This is a genomic window from Niveispirillum sp. FG156, from assembly GCF_057809555.1.
Genome location: NZ_JBMDKE010000002.1, coordinates 181610 through 197347 on the forward strand (window position 1 = coordinate 181610; position 15738 = coordinate 197347).

The 15738-nt window shown below is 64.1% G+C and carries 16 protein-coding genes; 7 read left to right on the plus strand and 9 right to left on the minus strand.

Annotation, left to right across the window (positions count from 1 at the left end; all coding sequences use genetic code 11):
* Positions 1 to 36: 36 nt before the first annotated feature.
* Positions 37 to 792 carry an AraC family transcriptional regulator gene (locus ACODSP_RS02085; RefSeq protein ID WP_488963974.1) on the minus strand — a complete coding sequence of 252 codons (756 nt, stop codon included), beginning with the start codon at positions 790 to 792 and terminating at the stop codon, positions 37 to 39.
* A gap of 127 nt (positions 793 to 919) precedes the next feature.
* Between ACODSP_RS02085 and ACODSP_RS02090 the strand changes: the two genes are divergently transcribed.
* Positions 920 to 2164 carry an MFS transporter gene (locus ACODSP_RS02090; RefSeq protein ID WP_488963975.1) on the plus strand — a complete coding sequence of 415 codons (1245 nt, stop codon included), beginning with the start codon at positions 920 to 922 and terminating at the stop codon, positions 2162 to 2164.
* Between the two features lie 161 nt (positions 2165 to 2325).
* Here the strand turns inward: ACODSP_RS02090 and ACODSP_RS02095 are convergent, their stop codons facing one another.
* Positions 2326 to 3408: an anhydro-N-acetylmuramic acid kinase gene (locus ACODSP_RS02095; RefSeq protein WP_488963976.1), complete on the minus strand. Its 1083-nt coding sequence runs from the start codon at positions 3406 to 3408 to the stop codon at positions 2326 to 2328.
* An 83-nt stretch (positions 3409 to 3491) separates the two neighbouring features.
* Between ACODSP_RS02095 and tyrS the strand changes: the two genes are divergently transcribed.
* The 3 genes from tyrS (at position 3492) to ACODSP_RS02110 (ending at position 8204) form a co-directional block, all read left to right on the plus strand.
* Entirely contained in the window at positions 3492 to 4763 is a 1272-nt protein-coding gene (gene tyrS, locus ACODSP_RS02100) for a tyrosine--tRNA ligase (protein WP_488963977.1), read from the plus strand.
* 470 nt (positions 4764 to 5233) lie between these two features.
* Positions 5234 to 5818 carry a hypothetical protein gene (locus tag ACODSP_RS02105; protein ID WP_488963978.1) on the plus strand — a complete coding sequence of 195 codons (585 nt, stop codon included), beginning with the start codon at positions 5234 to 5236 and terminating at the stop codon, positions 5816 to 5818.
* A gap of 61 nt (positions 5819 to 5879) precedes the next feature.
* On the plus strand, positions 5880 to 8204 hold the full coding sequence (locus tag ACODSP_RS02110; RefSeq protein WP_488963979.1) for an ATP-dependent helicase: 2325 nt from the start codon (positions 5880 to 5882) through the stop codon (positions 8202 to 8204).
* Between the two features lie 165 nt (positions 8205 to 8369).
* Here ACODSP_RS02110 and ACODSP_RS02115 read toward each other — a convergent pair whose 3' ends face one another.
* Positions 8370 to 9329: an alpha/beta hydrolase gene (locus tag ACODSP_RS02115; RefSeq protein WP_488963980.1), complete on the minus strand. Its 960-nt coding sequence runs from the start codon at positions 9327 to 9329 to the stop codon at positions 8370 to 8372.
* A 154-nt stretch (positions 9330 to 9483) separates the two neighbouring features.
* Here ACODSP_RS02115 and ACODSP_RS02120 point away from each other — a divergent pair, with 154 nt between their 5' ends.
* Together ACODSP_RS02120 and ACODSP_RS02125 are read left to right on the plus strand one after the other, a co-directional pair.
* The gene (locus tag ACODSP_RS02120; protein ID WP_488963981.1) at positions 9484 to 9897 is read left to right on the plus strand and encodes a hemerythrin domain-containing protein; all 414 of its coding nucleotides are present in this window, start codon (positions 9484 to 9486) and stop codon (positions 9895 to 9897) included.
* Between the two features lie 42 nt (positions 9898 to 9939).
* Positions 9940 to 10290, plus strand: coding sequence for an ArsC family reductase (locus ACODSP_RS02125; RefSeq protein ID WP_054167407.1), 351 nt, complete (start codon positions 9940 to 9942; stop codon positions 10288 to 10290).
* A 154-nt stretch (positions 10291 to 10444) separates the two neighbouring features.
* Here ACODSP_RS02125 and ACODSP_RS02130 read toward each other — a convergent pair whose 3' ends face one another.
* The 5 genes from ACODSP_RS02130 to ACODSP_RS02150 form a co-directional block, all read right to left on the minus strand.
* Positions 10445 to 11260 carry a hypothetical protein gene (locus tag ACODSP_RS02130; protein WP_488963982.1) on the minus strand — a complete coding sequence of 272 codons (816 nt, stop codon included), beginning with the start codon at positions 11258 to 11260 and terminating at the stop codon, positions 10445 to 10447.
* A gap of 89 nt (positions 11261 to 11349) precedes the next feature.
* On the minus strand, positions 11350 to 12108 hold the full coding sequence (locus ACODSP_RS02135; protein WP_488963983.1) for an ABC transporter ATP-binding protein: 759 nt from the start codon (positions 12106 to 12108) through the stop codon (positions 11350 to 11352).
* Positions 12105 to 12863 (minus strand): ABC transporter permease, encoded by a 759-nt coding sequence (locus ACODSP_RS02140; protein WP_488963984.1) that lies wholly within the window; start codon positions 12861 to 12863, stop codon positions 12105 to 12107. Before ACODSP_RS02140 ends, ACODSP_RS02135 begins: the two co-directional genes overlap by 4 nt.
* A 134-nt stretch (positions 12864 to 12997) precedes the next feature.
* On the minus strand, positions 12998 to 14014 hold the full coding sequence (locus tag ACODSP_RS02145; protein ID WP_488963985.1) for an ABC transporter substrate-binding protein: 1017 nt from the start codon (positions 14012 to 14014) through the stop codon (positions 12998 to 13000).
* Between the two features lie 81 nt (positions 14015 to 14095).
* Positions 14096 to 14443, minus strand: a complete 348-nt coding sequence (locus tag ACODSP_RS02150; protein ID WP_488963986.1) for a hypothetical protein — start codon at positions 14441 to 14443, stop codon at positions 14096 to 14098.
* 59 nt (positions 14444 to 14502) lie between these two features.
* Between ACODSP_RS02150 and ACODSP_RS02155 the strand changes: the two genes are divergently transcribed.
* Positions 14503 to 14757, plus strand: coding sequence for a hypothetical protein (locus ACODSP_RS02155; RefSeq protein WP_488963987.1), 255 nt, complete (start codon positions 14503 to 14505; stop codon positions 14755 to 14757).
* 183 nt (positions 14758 to 14940) lie between these two features.
* Here the strand turns inward: ACODSP_RS02155 and ACODSP_RS02160 are convergent, their stop codons facing one another.
* The gene (locus ACODSP_RS02160) at positions 14941 to 15732 is read right to left on the minus strand and encodes an RNA methyltransferase (protein ID WP_488963988.1); all 792 of its coding nucleotides are present in this window, start codon (positions 15730 to 15732) and stop codon (positions 14941 to 14943) included.
* Between the last annotated feature and the right edge of the window lie 6 nt (positions 15733 to 15738).

A 15738-nucleotide genomic window follows, 5' to 3' on the forward strand; every position in this document is an offset into this window, starting at 1 on the left:
CGGGTGATACAAAGCTGAAACAAAACGGATGGGGGATCAGGGTAAATATCGGCTGGGCGACATGCCGGTGACCCGCTTGAACATGGTGGAGAAATTGCCCGGCCCGTCATAGCCCAGGTCCAGGGCCACCGACGTCACCGTCTCCCCCGCCGCCAGACGGGGCAATGCCGCCGAGATGCAGGCCTGCTGCCGCCATTCGGCAAAGCTCATCCCCGTTTCGGCGCGAAACAGGCGGGTGAAGCTGCGCCGGTTCATGGACAGGGCGTCGGCCCAATCATCAATGGTCGTCGTCGCCTGCGGCTGACCCAGAAAGGCGTGGCAGTGGCGGGCCAGCCCGGCATGGGCCGGAAACGGCACCGCCAGCGGCAGCAGCGGCGCCCGGTCGATCTCCGCCAGCAGCAGCTTCATCACCAGCCCGTCGCGCCCCGCCTCTTCATAGTCCGGGGGGATGTCGGCGGAGGCCACCATCAATTGCCGCAGCAGCGGGGATACGGCCACCACCTGACAGGAGGATCCGCGCGCCGTACACTGGTCCGGCTCGATCAGCAGGCTGCGCGTCTGCACCGCGCCCACCATACGCACGGCATGCGGGGTGCCGCCGGGGATCCAGACGGCCCGCTCCGGCGGCGCCACCCAGGCGCCATGCGGGGTGCTGACCGCCATCACCCCGCTGGCGGCATAGAGGAACTGGCTGCGGCGATGCTGATGCTCCGCCAGTTCAAAGGCCGGCGGGTAATGCTCCCCACGGGCCACGGCGGGCCGCCGTGCCAGGATGTTCTGGTCTGCCTGCATTGCACGCGCTCTGTCCCAGTTTCAGAAATTATTGTCTCACGCAACGAAGCGGGATCAAAGCCAATCCCCTAAAATGACGGGATGGAAGTCAGCTTCCGATCAGAACAGCGTTTGAGTGAGCATCATCGTGACCCTTCAGACGGCCAGCCTTGCCGATACGCCGTCGGCCCCGGAACCGATCGCCGTTACCCCGGCAGCCCCGCAATTTGTCGTCCGTATCGTCGGCGCGGTGGCTCTCGCCCATCTGCTGAACGATCTGATCCAGGCGGTGCTGCCCGCCATCTATCCCATGCTGAAGGCGCATTACACGCTGAGCTTCGGGCAGATCGGCTGGCTGGCCATGACCTACCAGTTCACGGCCTCGCTGCTGCAGCCCTGGATCGGGCTGTACACCGACAAGCATCCCAAGCCCTGGCTGCTGCCTATGGGCATGGGGGTCACCCTGCTGGGCGTTATCTTCCTGGCTTTGTCGGGCAGCTATCCGGCGCTGATCCTGTCGTCGGTGATCATTGGCGTCGGGTCCGCCACCTTCCATCCGGAGGCGTCGCGGGTGGCGCGCATGGCGTCGGGCGGGCGGTTCGGCACCGCACAGTCGGCGTTCCAGGTGGGGGGCAATACGGGATCGGCCATCGGCCCGCTGGTGGCGTCAGCTGTGATCCTGCCCTTTGGTCAGATGGCGGTGGGCTGGGTCGCCATCGCGGCGGTCGCGGCCATCTGGGTTCTGTTCGGCGTCACGCGCTGGCGGCTGCATCATCCGCAGGCGAAGATGGCGTCGGTGGGGCTGGCGCCTGCCTTCCGCCATGACCGGGCCACGGTCATCCGGGCGCTGGCGGTGATCGGCGTGCTGATGTTCGCCAAGTTCATCTATATCGGCGCCATCACCAATTACTTCACCTTCTACCTGATCGAACGGTTCGACCTGTCGGTGCAGCAGTCGCAGCTTTACCTGTTCTGCTTCCTGGCCGCGGTCGCGGCGGGCACCTTTGCCGGCGGGCCGGTGGGGGACCGGATCGGGCGCAAGGCGGTGATCTGGGTCTCCTTCCTGGGCGTGGCGCCGTTTGCCCTGCTGCTGCCGCATGCCGACCTGTTCTGGACGGCGGTGCTGGCCATCACCATCGGCCTGATCATGTCGTCGGCCTTCGCCGCCCTGGTCGTCTATGCGCAGGAGATCGTGCCCGGCCGCGTCGGGCTGGTGTCCGGCCTGATGTTCGGCCTGATGTTCGGGATCAGCGGCATCGGGGCGGCGGCCCTGGGCAATCTGGCCGATATCCACGGCATCACCTGGGTCTATCAGTTCTGCGCCTACCTGCCGCTGCTGGGCCTGGTCACGGCCCTGCTGCCGGCATCGCCGGAACGGCGGGTCAGGGCATAGGTAAGGTCGAGCCTCTTTTCCGTCATCCCGGCGAAAGCCGGGACCCAGGGTCACATGCCCAACCTTTCGGCAGCTTTGATAAAGGTCGCTGAGAGGTTTGATCCTGGGGCCCCTGGGTCCCGGCTTTCGCCGGGATGACGAAGGAAGATGCAATGTGGCCTTCACCCGTGTGGGTTGAATCGCCCGCCCGTCATCGGCTCCGGCACACCCGTCGTGCCCGGCAGCGACAGGGGCAGACCCAGGCGGGAGCGCACAGCCAGATAGGCGAATGCTTCGGCCTCCAACGCATCGCCGTTCCAGCCCTGGCCATCCACCGGCGCCACGGGCACCCCGTCCAGCCGGTCGGCCAGCATCCACATCAAGGTCTCATTGCGCCGCCCGCCGCCGCAGATCAGCCAGCGTTTGGGCTTTGCCGGCACATGGTCCAGGGCGCGGATGATGGTTTCGGCGGTAAACGCCGTCAGGGTGGCCGCCGCATCCTCCGTCGACAGGTTGGACATGGCCGCCTTGGCCCAGGCGTCGCGGTCCAGCGATTTGGGCGGCGGGGCCGCGAAATAGGGGTGGTTCAGCAGCCGGGCCAGCATGTCATCATCGACATGGCCCGCGCCCGCAATGCGCCCGCCATCATCGTAGGGTTCGCCAGTACGCGACAGGACCAGATCGTCGATCAGGGCATTGCCCGGCCCGGTATCAAAGGCCACCACATCCAGCGGCCCGTCACCCAGCCAGGTGATGTTGGCGACGCCACCGATATTCAGGATGGCCAGGGGGCGGTCCATGTCACTGGCCAGCGCCTGATGATAGAGCGGGACCAGCGGCGCACCCTGGCCGCCGGCCTTCACATCGGCGCTACGGAAATCATGGACCACATCGATGCCCGTGGCCGCCGCCAGCCGGGCGCCGTCGCCGATCTGCCAGGTGTGGCGGCGGTCGGGCGCGTGCAGGATGGTGTGGCCGTGAAAGCCGATCAGGTCCACGGTGGCCGGCTCCACCTCCTGCACGCGCAGCAGGCTTGCCACCGCCTCGGCATGCAGGTCGGTCAGTTCCGCCTCCACCCCCGCTACGTCGCCGACGCCACCCAGGACGGCGCGCAGCCGGTCGCGGAAGGCACGGCGGTAGGGGGTGAAGATGAAGCCCAACGGCTCTACCCAGCCATGGCCGTCGGTGCGCACAAGCGCGGCGTCGATGCCGTCCATGGAGGTGCCGCTCATCAAGCCGACTGTCAGGAAACGCTGCAATGCCATCACGCACCATGCTCTGGATTTCTAGATGTGCTACCACGCCCCTGGCCATTGGGGCCATTCTCGAACATCAAGGTCTATGAAAGATGAGCACCACCACCGTTCCCGCGAACATCAAGTCCGAATTCCTGCGCGTGATGGTGGAGCGTGGTTATTATCATCAGGCCACCGATCTTGAGGCGCTGGACAAGCAACTGTCGGACGGGATCGTCACCGGCTATATCGGGTTTGACGCGACCGCGACCAGCCTGCATGTCGGCTCGCTGATCCAGATCATGATCCTGCGGCGGTTGCAGCAGGCGGGCCATCGCCCCATCGCCCTGATGGGTGGCGGCACCACCAAGATCGGCGACCCGACCTTCAAGGATGAGGCGCGCCCGCTGCTGACCAATGAGGTCATCGACCAGAATATCCAGGGTATCCTGACGCCGTTCAACCGGCTGATCAAATTCGGCGACGGGCCGACCGATGCTCTGCTGGCCAATAATGCCGACTGGCTGGATGAGCTGCGCTACATCCCGTTCCTGCGCGATGTGGGCCGGCATTTCACCATCAACCGCATGCTGACCTTTGACAGCGTCAAGCTGCGCCTGGACCGTGAACAGCCGCTGACCTTCCTTGAATTCAACTACATGATCCTGCAGGCCTATGATTTCGTGGAGCTGCAGCGCCGCTTCGGCTGCACCTTGCAGTGCGGCGGGTCGGACCAGTGGGGCAACATCGTCAATGGTGTCGAGCTTGGCCGCCGCATCGCCAATACACAGCTGTTCGGCCTGACGTCGCCGCTGCTGACCACCGCGTCGGGTGCCAAAATGGGCAAGACGGCGGCGGGTGCGGTGTGGCTGAACGAGGATCGCCTGTCCCACCTGGATTTCTGGCAGTTCTGGCGCAACACCGAAGATGCCGATGTGGGCCGCTTCCTGAAGCTGTTCACCGATCTGCCGCTGTCGGAGATTACCCGGCTGGAGGCGTTGGCAGGCGCGGAGATCAACGAGGCCAAGAAGATCCTGGCCACGGAAGTTACCGCCCTGGTGCGCGGTCGTGAGGCCGCCGAACAGGCTGCCGAAACCGCGCGCCGCACGTTTGAGGAAGGGGCGGCCGCCGAAGGTCTGCCCACCATCGAGGTCGCGGCGGGTGCGCTGGTCGACGGTGCCTATCTGGCCGACCTGATGGTGCAGGCCGGTCTGTCGGCCAGCAAGGGCGAGGCCCGCCGTCTGATCAAGGGCAATGGCGTGAAGGTCAATGACGGGGCGGTGTCGGACGAGGGCTACAAGCTGTTCACCTCCCATGTCGGCAATGACGGCGTCATCAAGCTGTCCGCCGGCAAGAAGCGCCACGCCCTGGTGAAACTGGTGTGACCTTGTCTGGTCTTTCTGGTCAAACGGGAAGATTTGTCCTATAGTCGGGAGAAGGTGGGACGGTGCTGCTAACACCGGCCCACCCTCTTTACCTCCGTTGACGGCGGTCCGCTAATGCTGGGCCGCCGTTTTCATTATGGCAGGATTTTCCAGATCACTGAGATCGGTTAACACTGACCGAAGCCTCCCCCTTCGTCATCCCGGCGAAAGCCGGGACCCAGGGGCCGAGCGCCCGACCTATCCGCAGCTTTGATCGACGCAGCGTATAGGTTTGAGCCTGGGGCCCCTGGGTCCCGGCTTCCGCCGGGATGACGAAGAAAAGCACAATTCCAGTCAGAAAAATGACTGCTTAAGAGAAAATACATAAACTTATAATCGCAAATGGCGGCATCTGGCTGCGCCCGCACCCCTTGCCTTGCCGACCCTCTTTGCGCGATCATCATGCGTGCAGATAAAACCAGGAGGGGAAGTTGAAGTATCACCCGGAGGCGTTGGAGCCGATTGTCGCCTTCCTGCGCGATATCGGGTTCGGTGTGGAATTCGGTCCCGGCGCGCAGGGCGGCTTTCTGCCGGGGGTGAACATCCATGCCGGCGTGATCCATGTCGATCCAGAGACGCTGGTCGGACCGGGTGATCTTCTGCATGAGGCGGGGCATATGGCGGTGCTGCCCAAACGGTTCCGTTCCGGACTGGGTAGCGACCTGGACGCCGATATGCATCGGTTGATCGAAGAGGAGGTGGGGCCGGGCATGCCGACCGATCCGATTCTGGCCGTTCCCAAGCAGCAGGCAGAATTCATGGCCCAGGCCTGGTCCTATGCCGCCGCCCTGCATATCCGCGTGACGCCGGACTGCATCTTCTTTCCCGGTTCCCACAAAGTGGATGTTTATGAGGGCCAGCATCCGATGCGGACCTGGATCGAAAGCGGCACCCATTACGGGCCGGCGGCCCTGGCGCGGGTCGGCATGACCGGCCCCGCCGGGATATTCGCCATGATGGGCGGCGGCAACGGCCTACCCCCCTATCCGGTCATGTCGCGCTGGGTACAGGATTGAGCAAAAAGGGCTGGTCGGACCCTTTGTCAGGGCAGAGAATTCTGTATATGTTCTCCCCACCATGATTGACGATCTGATCGATGAGCCGTTTCCGGCGCACCCGCCCGCCCCCGCGCACCGCCCCTATCTGGACGGGTTGAACCCGGTCCAGCGGCAGGCGGTGGAGGCGCTGGATGGGCCTGTCCTTGTCCTGGCCGGGGCCGGCACGGGCAAGACGCGGGTGCTGACCACGCGGCTGGCGCATCTGCTGCTGTCGCGGCGGATCAGCCCGTGGAACGTGCTGACGGTGACCTTCACCAACAAGGCCGCGCGCGAAATGCGCGACCGCGTCGACAATCTGCTGGGCAGCCAGTCGGAAGGCTGGTGGATGGGCACGTTCCATTCGCTGGCCGCCCGCATCCTGCGCCGCCACGCCGAACTGGTCGGCCTGAAGCCCAGCTTCACCATCCTGGACACCGACGATCAGATCCGTCTGGTGAAGCAGTTGATGGAGGCGGAGAACATTGACAGCAAGAAGTGGCCCGCCCGTATGCTGCTGTCCATCATCGAACGGTGGAAGGACCGGGCCCTGACCCCGGACAAGCTGAAGCCCGAGGATGCCGGCGATGCCGCGAATGGCCGCATCCTGTCGATCTATAAGCAGTATCAGGACCGGCTGCTGTCCCTGAACTGCTGCGATTTCGGCGATCTGTTGCTGCACAATATCACGCTGTTCCAGCAGCATAACGACGTGCTGATCGAGTATCAGCGGCGGTTCAAATATATCCTGGTGGACGAGTATCAGGATACCAACGTGGCCCAGTATCTGTGGCTGCGCCTGCTGGCCCAGTCGCATAAGAATATCTGCTGCGTGGGTGACGATGACCAGTCGATCTATGGCTGGCGCGGGGCGGAGGTGGGGAACATCCTGCGGTTCGAGCATGATTTCCCCGGCGCCCAGGTGATCCGCCTGGAACAGAATTACCGGTCCACCGCCCATATCCTGGGCGCGGCCCACGGCATCATATCCTGCAATCAGGGCCGGTTGGGCAAGCAGCTCTGGACCGAAACGGAGGGCGGGGAGAAGGTCCGCGTCCGGGGACTGTGGGACGCGGAGGAGGAGGCGCGCTGGGTCGGCGATGAGGTGGAGGCGTTGCAGCGTCAACGCGTCAGCCTGGGCCAGATGGCCGTGCTGGTCCGTGCCGGCTTCCAGACGCGTGAGTTCGAGGAACGGTTCATCACGCTGGGTCTGCCGTACCGGGTTATCGGCGGCCCGCGTTTCTATGAACGCCAGGAAATCCGCGATGCGCTGGCCTATCTGCGCGTGCTGATCAGCCCGGAGGATGATCTGGCGTTTGAGCGTATCATCAACACGCCCAAGCGCGGCATCGGGGCGACGACCATCCAGAGCCTTTATGTCGCGGCCCGCACGCTGGGTGTGCCGCTGACGGAAGCCGCCTGGAAACTGTCGCAGACGGATGAGCTGAAGCCCAAGATGCGCAGCGCCATTTCGGCCCTGTCGCAGGATTTCTTCCGCTGGCGCGCCCTGATCGACCGCGTGCCGCATACGGAACTGGCCCAGACCATCCTGGATGAAAGCGGCTATACCCGTATGTGGCAGGAGGATAAGAGCCCGGAAGCCCCTGGCCGCCTGGACAACCTGAAGGAATTGATCAACGCCATGGGAGAGTTCGAGAACCTGACCGGGTTCCTGGAACATGTCTCCCTGGTCATGGAAAACGCGCAAGGGTCGGGCGACGAGCAGGTGTCGCTGATGACCCTGCACGGGGCCAAGGGGCTGGAGTTCGACGTGGTGTTCCTGCCGGGGTGGGAGGAGGGGGTGTTCCCCAGCCAGCGCACCCTGGATGAGAACGGCATTGCCGGGCTGGAGGAGGAGCGGAGGCTGGCCTATGTCGGCATCACGCGCGGGCGCAAACGCGTCTATATCAGCCACGCCGCCAACCGCCGCATCCATGGCACCTGGGCCACGGCCATCCCGTCACGCTTTGTCGAGGAACTGCCGGGCGAGCATATCGAGACGGAGAATAATCCCGGCATTGGTGGCGCTGGTTTCGGCGGCGGCATGCGGGAAAGTGCCTATGGTGGCGGTTTCGGGGGCGGCTGGGGCGGGGGTGGCTTTGGCGACCGGTTCAACCGCATGGGCCAGAAGGCGGCCCAGGCCCCGGCGCGCGCTGGGGGCCGTTTGATCGAGGGGACGGCCATTGACGTGACCCCGCGCAAGCGACCCGACCGCGCCTTCAACCCTGGCGACCGCGTATTCCACACCAAATTCGGCTATGGCACGGTCAAGGGTGTGGAGAATGACAAGCTGGAAATCAGCTTCGATGTCGCGGGTATCAAGAAGGTGATGGACAGTTTCGTGGTGCCGGCGGATCAGGCGGGCTGAGGGACTGTTTTATACTGACTGGAAGTACCCCCTGTCGTCATCCCGGCGAACGCCGGGACCCAGGGGCCAGAGGCCCGAGCTTGACACAGCGGTGACCGCCCCTGCGGATAGGTTCAGTCTATCCCCCTGGGTCCCGGCGTTCGCCGGGATGACGAATTGAGGCATTTACCCCCGCCCATACCATTCCAGGAGCAGTTCCGGCCAACGGCGCAGCGGATTGTCGGCGGCGATGCGGGGGCCGTGGCCGAAGCCGTGGCCGCCGCGCGGATAGAGATGCATCTCTGCCTCCACCCCCGCCTTGCGGCAGGCGGTATTGAACAGCAGGCTGTTCTCCACCGGCACGGCATTGTCATCGGCGGCGTGCAGTTGGAAGGTGGGCGGCGTGCGGCCCGTGACGGCGCGGTCACAGGAGAGGCGTTCCACCTCCGCCGCTGACGGGTTGGGGCCCAGCAGCCGGTCGCGCGATCCGGTATGGGCGCTGCCCCCCATATCGATGACCGGATAGATCAGGGCCAGTCTGGCGGGCCGGGCCGACAGTTTGTCCGCCGCATCGACCGGGTCATAGACCGCCTCGTCAAAGCGCGTGCCCAGGCTGGCCGCCACATGCCCGCCGGCGGAAAAGCCCATGGCCCCAACCGTTTCCGGGTTGATCGCCCATGTCCTGGCGCGATGGCGGATCAGGCGGATGGCGCGCTGTGCGTCCTGCAATGCCACCATCGGCCCATGCTGTGGCGCCTCTCCCGGCAGTCGATAGGTCAGGATGAAAATGGTGATACCGGCAGCGGTCAGAATGGGGGCCAACTCCCCGCCCTCCTTGTCCACCACCACCCGCTGATAGCCGCCGCCCGGCGTGATCAGCAGGGCGCGCCCGTCGGGTTTTGCGGGGCGGTGGATGGTCAGGTAGGGGCGGGTGATCCCCTCCATATAGCGGTCGGGTTTGGACGGGTCCTGGCTGCGCTCCACCATCCGTTGCTGCAATGGCGCGCCCTTTGACCCCGGCCCCACACCGCCGGGCCAGATTTCAACGGTCTCTACGCCGGGGGCTGTCACGGCGAGCGCCGGTGACGCCATCATCCCCGCCAGCACCGCCGATCCGCGCAGCCAGTCGCGCCGTGACACCGCCATGTCCATCCCCCAAGGTTCTTCTTATGGTAACCGGTGGACAATGATGCCTGCGCAGACCGCATCATTCAAGTGCCGCCGCGACACCCCGCCACATGGATAAGGTCTGTCGTCACAATTAACATGTATATGAAATACATCTTTATGGAGTTCCATCATGCGCCGGATTGTCCCCCAACTGAAACATGACCATGCCGAACTGAAGGCCGTGCTGGAGGAGGTGCGGCGGCAAGGCATTGGCACAGCAGGCGGTCGGCAGACGCTGCTGGCGGCAAGGGCGCTGTTTGTGGACCATATCCGGCGGGAGGACGAGGAATTCTACCCCGATTACCGCCGTCTGGCCCGGCAGGACCCTTTGCGTGCCGCCACGGCGGACCAGTTCAGCCAGGAGATGGTGGCGCTGGGCGGCCAGATCCTGGCTTTCTTCGACAAGTACAGGGATGGCGGCTCGGGTATCGAATTCGCGGTGGATTTCGGCCGGATGTCGGCGTTGCTTCAGTCGCGCTGGCACAAGGAAGAGGCGATCCTTTATGCGCGGTATGAGGAGATGGCGATGCGTTCGGCCGCCTGATCTGCTACACCCGCGCCATCATCGATGAAACGGAGCGGACCCATGTCGGGCGGCGTCACCCTGTACGGTATCAAGAACTGCGACACGATGAAGAAGGCCTGGACCTGGCTGGACGATAAAGGCGTCGCTTATCAGTTCCATGACTATAAGAAAGCCGGTATCGACCGTGACACCCTGACCGGCTGGGTCGACAAGCTGGGCTGGGAGGTTCTGCTGAACCGGGCCGGTACCACCTTCAAGAAGCTGCCCGACGCGGCCAAGGCCGATATCGACCGTGACCGCGCCATCGCCCTGATGCTGGAACAGCCATCCATGATCAAGCGGCCGGTCCTGGACCGGGCCGGCCACCTGACAGTCGGTTTCAAGCCGGAGATTTACGGCACGCTGTTCTGACAGGAGGTCATTTCGGTCGTCTGGCCGTGTTGTGCCGCGGATTACGGCTGCGCCTAATCCGCGCTACGAATGCCACATGCCTAGCACATCGATGGGCATCGGCGATGAGGTCTGTAGCGCGGATTAGCGTAGCGTAATCCGCGGATCGATAGGCTTATCCGAAATAGCCCGTATCGACATCGGCGATCAGGCCGATCATGCCGACATCCAGGATTTGATCGTGGAAGGTCTGCAGGCTGTAGGTGGCGATGTCGCCCTGATGGTCGGTCACGGTCACTACTTTGGTGTCCAGATCGACCACGACGGTGCTGTCCACGGCCACGCCATCGGCGGTGGTGCCTTCGACGCTGAAGGTCTGGGTGTCGCCGTCGCGGGACAGTGAATAGTCCAGGGTGCCGGTGTCGCCATCGGCCTGGATCAGCGTGTAGCTGCCCGTCAGCCCGTCCAGCCCATGGGTCTGAACCAAGGTCACATGGTCGCCATCGGCCTCCACCCGGTCGGTGGTGCGGGTGCCGTCTTCCAGGCTCACGGTGGTGGTCGTGGTACCATGGTCGTCGGTCAGTACGGTTTGCACCGTGTTGTCATCGACATGGGTGACAGTGCGGGCGGCGGTGGTGATGGTGCCATCGGCGGCGGTGCGTGTGCTGGTGGTCGTTACGCTGTCATCATCGTGGCTGCGCACCACGACAAGGCTGGACCCATCCTCGAACTTCACCGTCGTCGTGCTGCCGCTGTCGCTGCGCACGGTTTCGCTGCTGTCGATGCCGGGGCGTTCCGCCGGTGCCGGATCGCCGGCGGATTGATCGGTCAGCAGGTCCAGAAAATTGAGATGCACGACGCCCTCTGCCAGGGGCTGATGCAGGCCGACATGGCCCAGCGCGATATGCTGGGCTGTGGTCTGGCTGTTATCGCCGGACGGTGCGGGGCGGTTGGCAGAAGCAGTGCCGACAGGGGCGGGTCGGAACGCCATGGGAACCTCCGGAAAGGGATGAGGGGCGACACCGGTTGGCCGGCATCATCCCTTTCACGGATGTTAAGTAACTTGCTGTCGCGTAATTTTTAGATGCCCTCGCCATCCACCACGGTACCGGACAGCCGGTCGCGAATGGCGTTCGCGGTGTGGCGGGCGGTGGCATCATCGCGCTGACGTGGGCGGGTGGCGGCAATACGGTCGGTGGAGCGCACGCCCGCTGGGCTGCCGGCCAACAGGATGACGCGGTCGGCCAGATAGACGGCTTCGTCAATATCATGGGTCACGAACAGGATGGTCTTGCCCGTGCGCTGCCACAGGTCCACCAACTCATCCTGCAGGCCCTGCCGGGTGATGGCGTCCAGCGCGCCGAACGGTTCATCCATCATCAGCAGGTCAGGATCGACGGCCAGGGCGCGGGCGATGGCCACGCGTTGCCGCTGCCCACCCGATAGCTGATGCGGCCAGCGGTCGGCCTTGTCGGCCAAACCCACCAGTTCCAGCGCGCCCTGCGCGCGGCGGCGGCGGGTTTGCTTGTCCAGGCCCAGCCCCTCCAGCCCAAATTCCACATTCTTCACCACCCGCCGCCAGGGCAGCAGGCGCGCATCCTGAAAGACAAGCGCATAGGGGCGGCGGCCCGGCGTTTCGGGATTGTCGCGGGTCACGGTGCCCGATGTCGGCTTTACCAGACCAGCGATGACGCGCAGCAAGGTGGATTTACCGACACCCGAGGCACCCACCACCGCGATGAATTCCCCATCGGCAATGTCGAGATGGAAATCCTTCAGGACGATGGTGCGGCCACGGTCGCTGTCGAAGGAGAGCGTCAGGTCCTTGATCGAAATCATGCTTTCCACGCCAGCAAACGGTCACGAAGGGCCACGAAGCCCGCATCCACCACGCCATAAAGCAGGGCCATGGTGATCATGTAGACGACGACGATATCGGTGGCCAGCAGCGACGATGCCTGCATCATGCGCTGACCCAGGCCGGCCACGCCGAACAGTTCGGCGGCCACCACCGCCATCCAGGCCTGACCCAGGCCGGTGCGCAGCCCCGCCATGATCGGCTGTACCGAGGCGGGCAGGATCACCTTGAACAGCCGTGCCAGGGGAGAGCGGTGGCCGAAGGCATTGGCCAGTTCGATCAGATCGCGGTCCACGGCCTGCACCGCGCTGAGGGCCGAGAAGTAATTGATCCAGAACACGCCGACGATGATGATGAAATTCGCCGCCGTCGGTGACACGCCAAACCAGATGATGGCAAAGGGCACCCAGGCCAGACCTGGGATGGGGCGCAGCAGGCGGACGATCCAGTTGGTCATATCCTCCAGCGTGCGCGACATGCCCGTCGCCACGCCCAGCGCCACGCCCAGGGCCGAGCCCAGCACCAGACCGGAAACATAGTGCCGCAGGCTTTGCAGCACTGCCTCTCCCCATGCGCCGGACGACACCTCCTGCCAGAAACTGGCGGGGATGCCGCTGGGGGCTGGCAGCAGCATGGATTTCACCAGCCCCAGGCGGGGCAGGGCCTCCCATATGGCTAAGAACAGGACGACGCCAAGCAGCGACAGGGACAGGCGAAGGGCGCGGGGGCGGGCCATCTGGTTTGACCGGTGATTTAAACGGTTGCGGCGGTAAGGCCGCCGGAGAATTCCACACAAATGGATAGCGGGCGGCAAGGCTGTTTTACGCAACCGTGCCGCCCGGATGGTGTTGGCCCCGACGGACCGTAATGTTACTTCTTGAGCTTCTGATAGTAGGACAGGTCGAAAATCTGTTCCACCGGGGTGGCTTCCTTCACGGTGCCCAGCTTCACCTGATAATCCTGCACCAGGGCCGTTTCCTTCAGGATGGAGGCGGGGTCGGTGTTGAACTTCACGGCGGGCGAGGACAGGGCCTGTTCAATGATGGCGGCGGGGACCAGCCCCTTGCCGATGGCGCTTTCAATGGCGGCCACGGCCACCTTCTTGTCCTTTTTCAGCACTTCGGTGGCCTTGGCGGTCAGTTCGACCAGCTTCTGTGCGATGTCCGGGTGCTTGGACGTGAAATCATCGGTCAGGGCGATGACGTTGCCCGGCTGATTCTTCAGGATGTCCTGACCATAGGCCAGCACCTTCACATCCGGGTTGCGGCCCGTGATGATGGTCAGGGCCGGTTCGCGGATGATGGCGCCGTCAACGGCACCGACCAGCAGCGCCTGCTGCGTGGCGTCGATACCCTGCGGCACCAGTTCCACATACTGCTTGTCGACCTTGGCCACTTCCCACAGCCAATATTGCAGGAAGGTGTTGGGGACCGAACCGGCGGGCTGCGTCGCCAGCTTCAGCGGCCGGCCCAGCTTCTTGGACAGGGCCTCTATAGCCTGGGCCGGCGAACCGCCCGTCTTGGCCAGATCGGGGCCGGCTGCAACCACAAGTTCCTCAATCGCGGTGGAGGCGACGACGCGGATGCCGACACCCTTGCCGCGCGCCACCACCACCGGCGCGACGCCGGCGATATAGGCATCCAGCGTGCCGGACGCCACGGCCTGAATGGCGTTGGGGCCGCTATCGAACTGCTTCAGCTGCAGGTCAAAGCCGTTCTGAAGGTCCCAGCCCTGATTGTCGATCACAAAGGCCTGCGCGGCACCCAGCACGGGGATGTAGCCGGCGCGCACAACCACCGGATCGGCGGCCTGCGCGGAACCAACGAAGGCCAGACCCGTCAGGACGGTGGCAGCAGCAAGGCGGGTGGCGAAACGCGAGAGCGACATGGGCGGTGGCCTCCTTAGGGGCATTGGGTTCGGCATGTCTGCCGTCCAGCCCAGGGTTTTACATTGGCGGGTTCTCGTCAATCAAAAATGTGAATTGTCATAAATAACGTAAAACATGTGTGATATGCGGAATTGTCCATCTTGAAATTCACGCAAATTGTCACTTGACAGTGGCGAACGGATCACCAAATCTGATGTCAGACCAGATGGTCCGGCCTGACCCCCCACAGGGTTCGCGGGAATTTGACGAACAGCAGCTTGCGCCGCGTCACCAAACGCTAAAGCGCCACGAAGGTCCTTCGTGGTTTGGTTCAAACCATTGGGAAGGAGGGCGAAATGGTTATCCAGATCGCACAGAACAATCACCATATCTCTGCTGGCAACGGGCCGATGCGCGCCTGTTGACGCGGGTTTTTCCGCCTCAACCACCGCAGATCCGTTTTGTACAGCGCGGCGACGTTGTTTTGCCGCGATGGAGATGATTTATCATGACGAACCAGGCATTCAGCATTGAAACCAGCCGGCATCAGGCGGGTCTTGCCGTGGCCGATGGCCAGGGTTTCCGCTTTTTCTCCGCCCATCCGCTGTTCACCAGCCTTGATGGCCGCCATTTCAACAGCGTGGCCGCCGTGGAAAAGGCCGCCCGCCGCCGGGAGAATGAGGCCCGCCATGTCGGGCGGCGCCAGGACAGCCGGGGACAGGTTTTCCGGTCATGGGGTGTGAAGGCCGAGGCGGTGGCGTAAGGGGAGGGGGCTTGCCCTCACCCTCCCATTGACTGGCGTCAATGGGCCCCTCCCTCTCCCACCTTCGTGGGCGAGGGGCGAAATCTCGATGGTTTGCGATATATTTTCCCCTCGCCCGCTTGCGGGAGAGGGAGGGGCCCAAGCCGGACGGCTTGGGAGGGTGAGGGAGCGACCTCTGCCCCCTTACTCTTCCACCTTCCGCTGCTTCTTGCGGCCCGTCAGTGCCGCGATGACGCCGTGGAAGGTGCGGACCTCCTGTTCGGTCATGCCGCAGCGTTGCAACGTATTGCGGACATTGCGGATCATGGAGGGGCGCTTGTCCGGGTGGGTGTAGAAACCGGACTGTTCCAGTTCCCCTTCCAGATGGTCGAACAGGTTCTGCAATTCGGCCTTGGTGGCGGGTTCGGACTGTCCGGTATGGAGGTAACGATCCTCCGCCTCCACGCCCGTCATCCACCATTCATAGGCGATCAGCAGGACGGCCTGCCCCAGGTTCAGGGACGAGAAGCCGGGGTTCAGCGGCACCGAGATCAGCGTGTCGGACAGGGTGATGTCGTCATTGACCAGGCCGGTGCGTTCCGGCCCGAACATCAGCCCGACCTTGCGCCCCGCCGACCAATGGCCCCGCATCTCGTTCGCCGCCTCACGCGGGGTGACGACCGGTTTCACCAGATCGCGCACGCGGGCGGCAGTGGAAAAGACCTTGTGCAGGTCCGCAATGGCGGCTTCGGTGCTGTCGAACACGCGCACCCGGTCCAGCACGAGGGTAGCGCCGGCCGATGCCGACACGGCCTTTTCATTGGGCCAGCCGTCGCGGGGGCTGACAAGGCGCAGGTCGGTCAGGCCGCAATTCAGCATGGCGCGGGCACAGGCACCAATATTCTCCCCCATCTGGGGATGGATCAGGATAACGGCAGGGCCGTCCCCGTCCGCCTGCATCTTGGCCAGTTCGCGCTTGTTCGTCCCGCTCGACATCACACT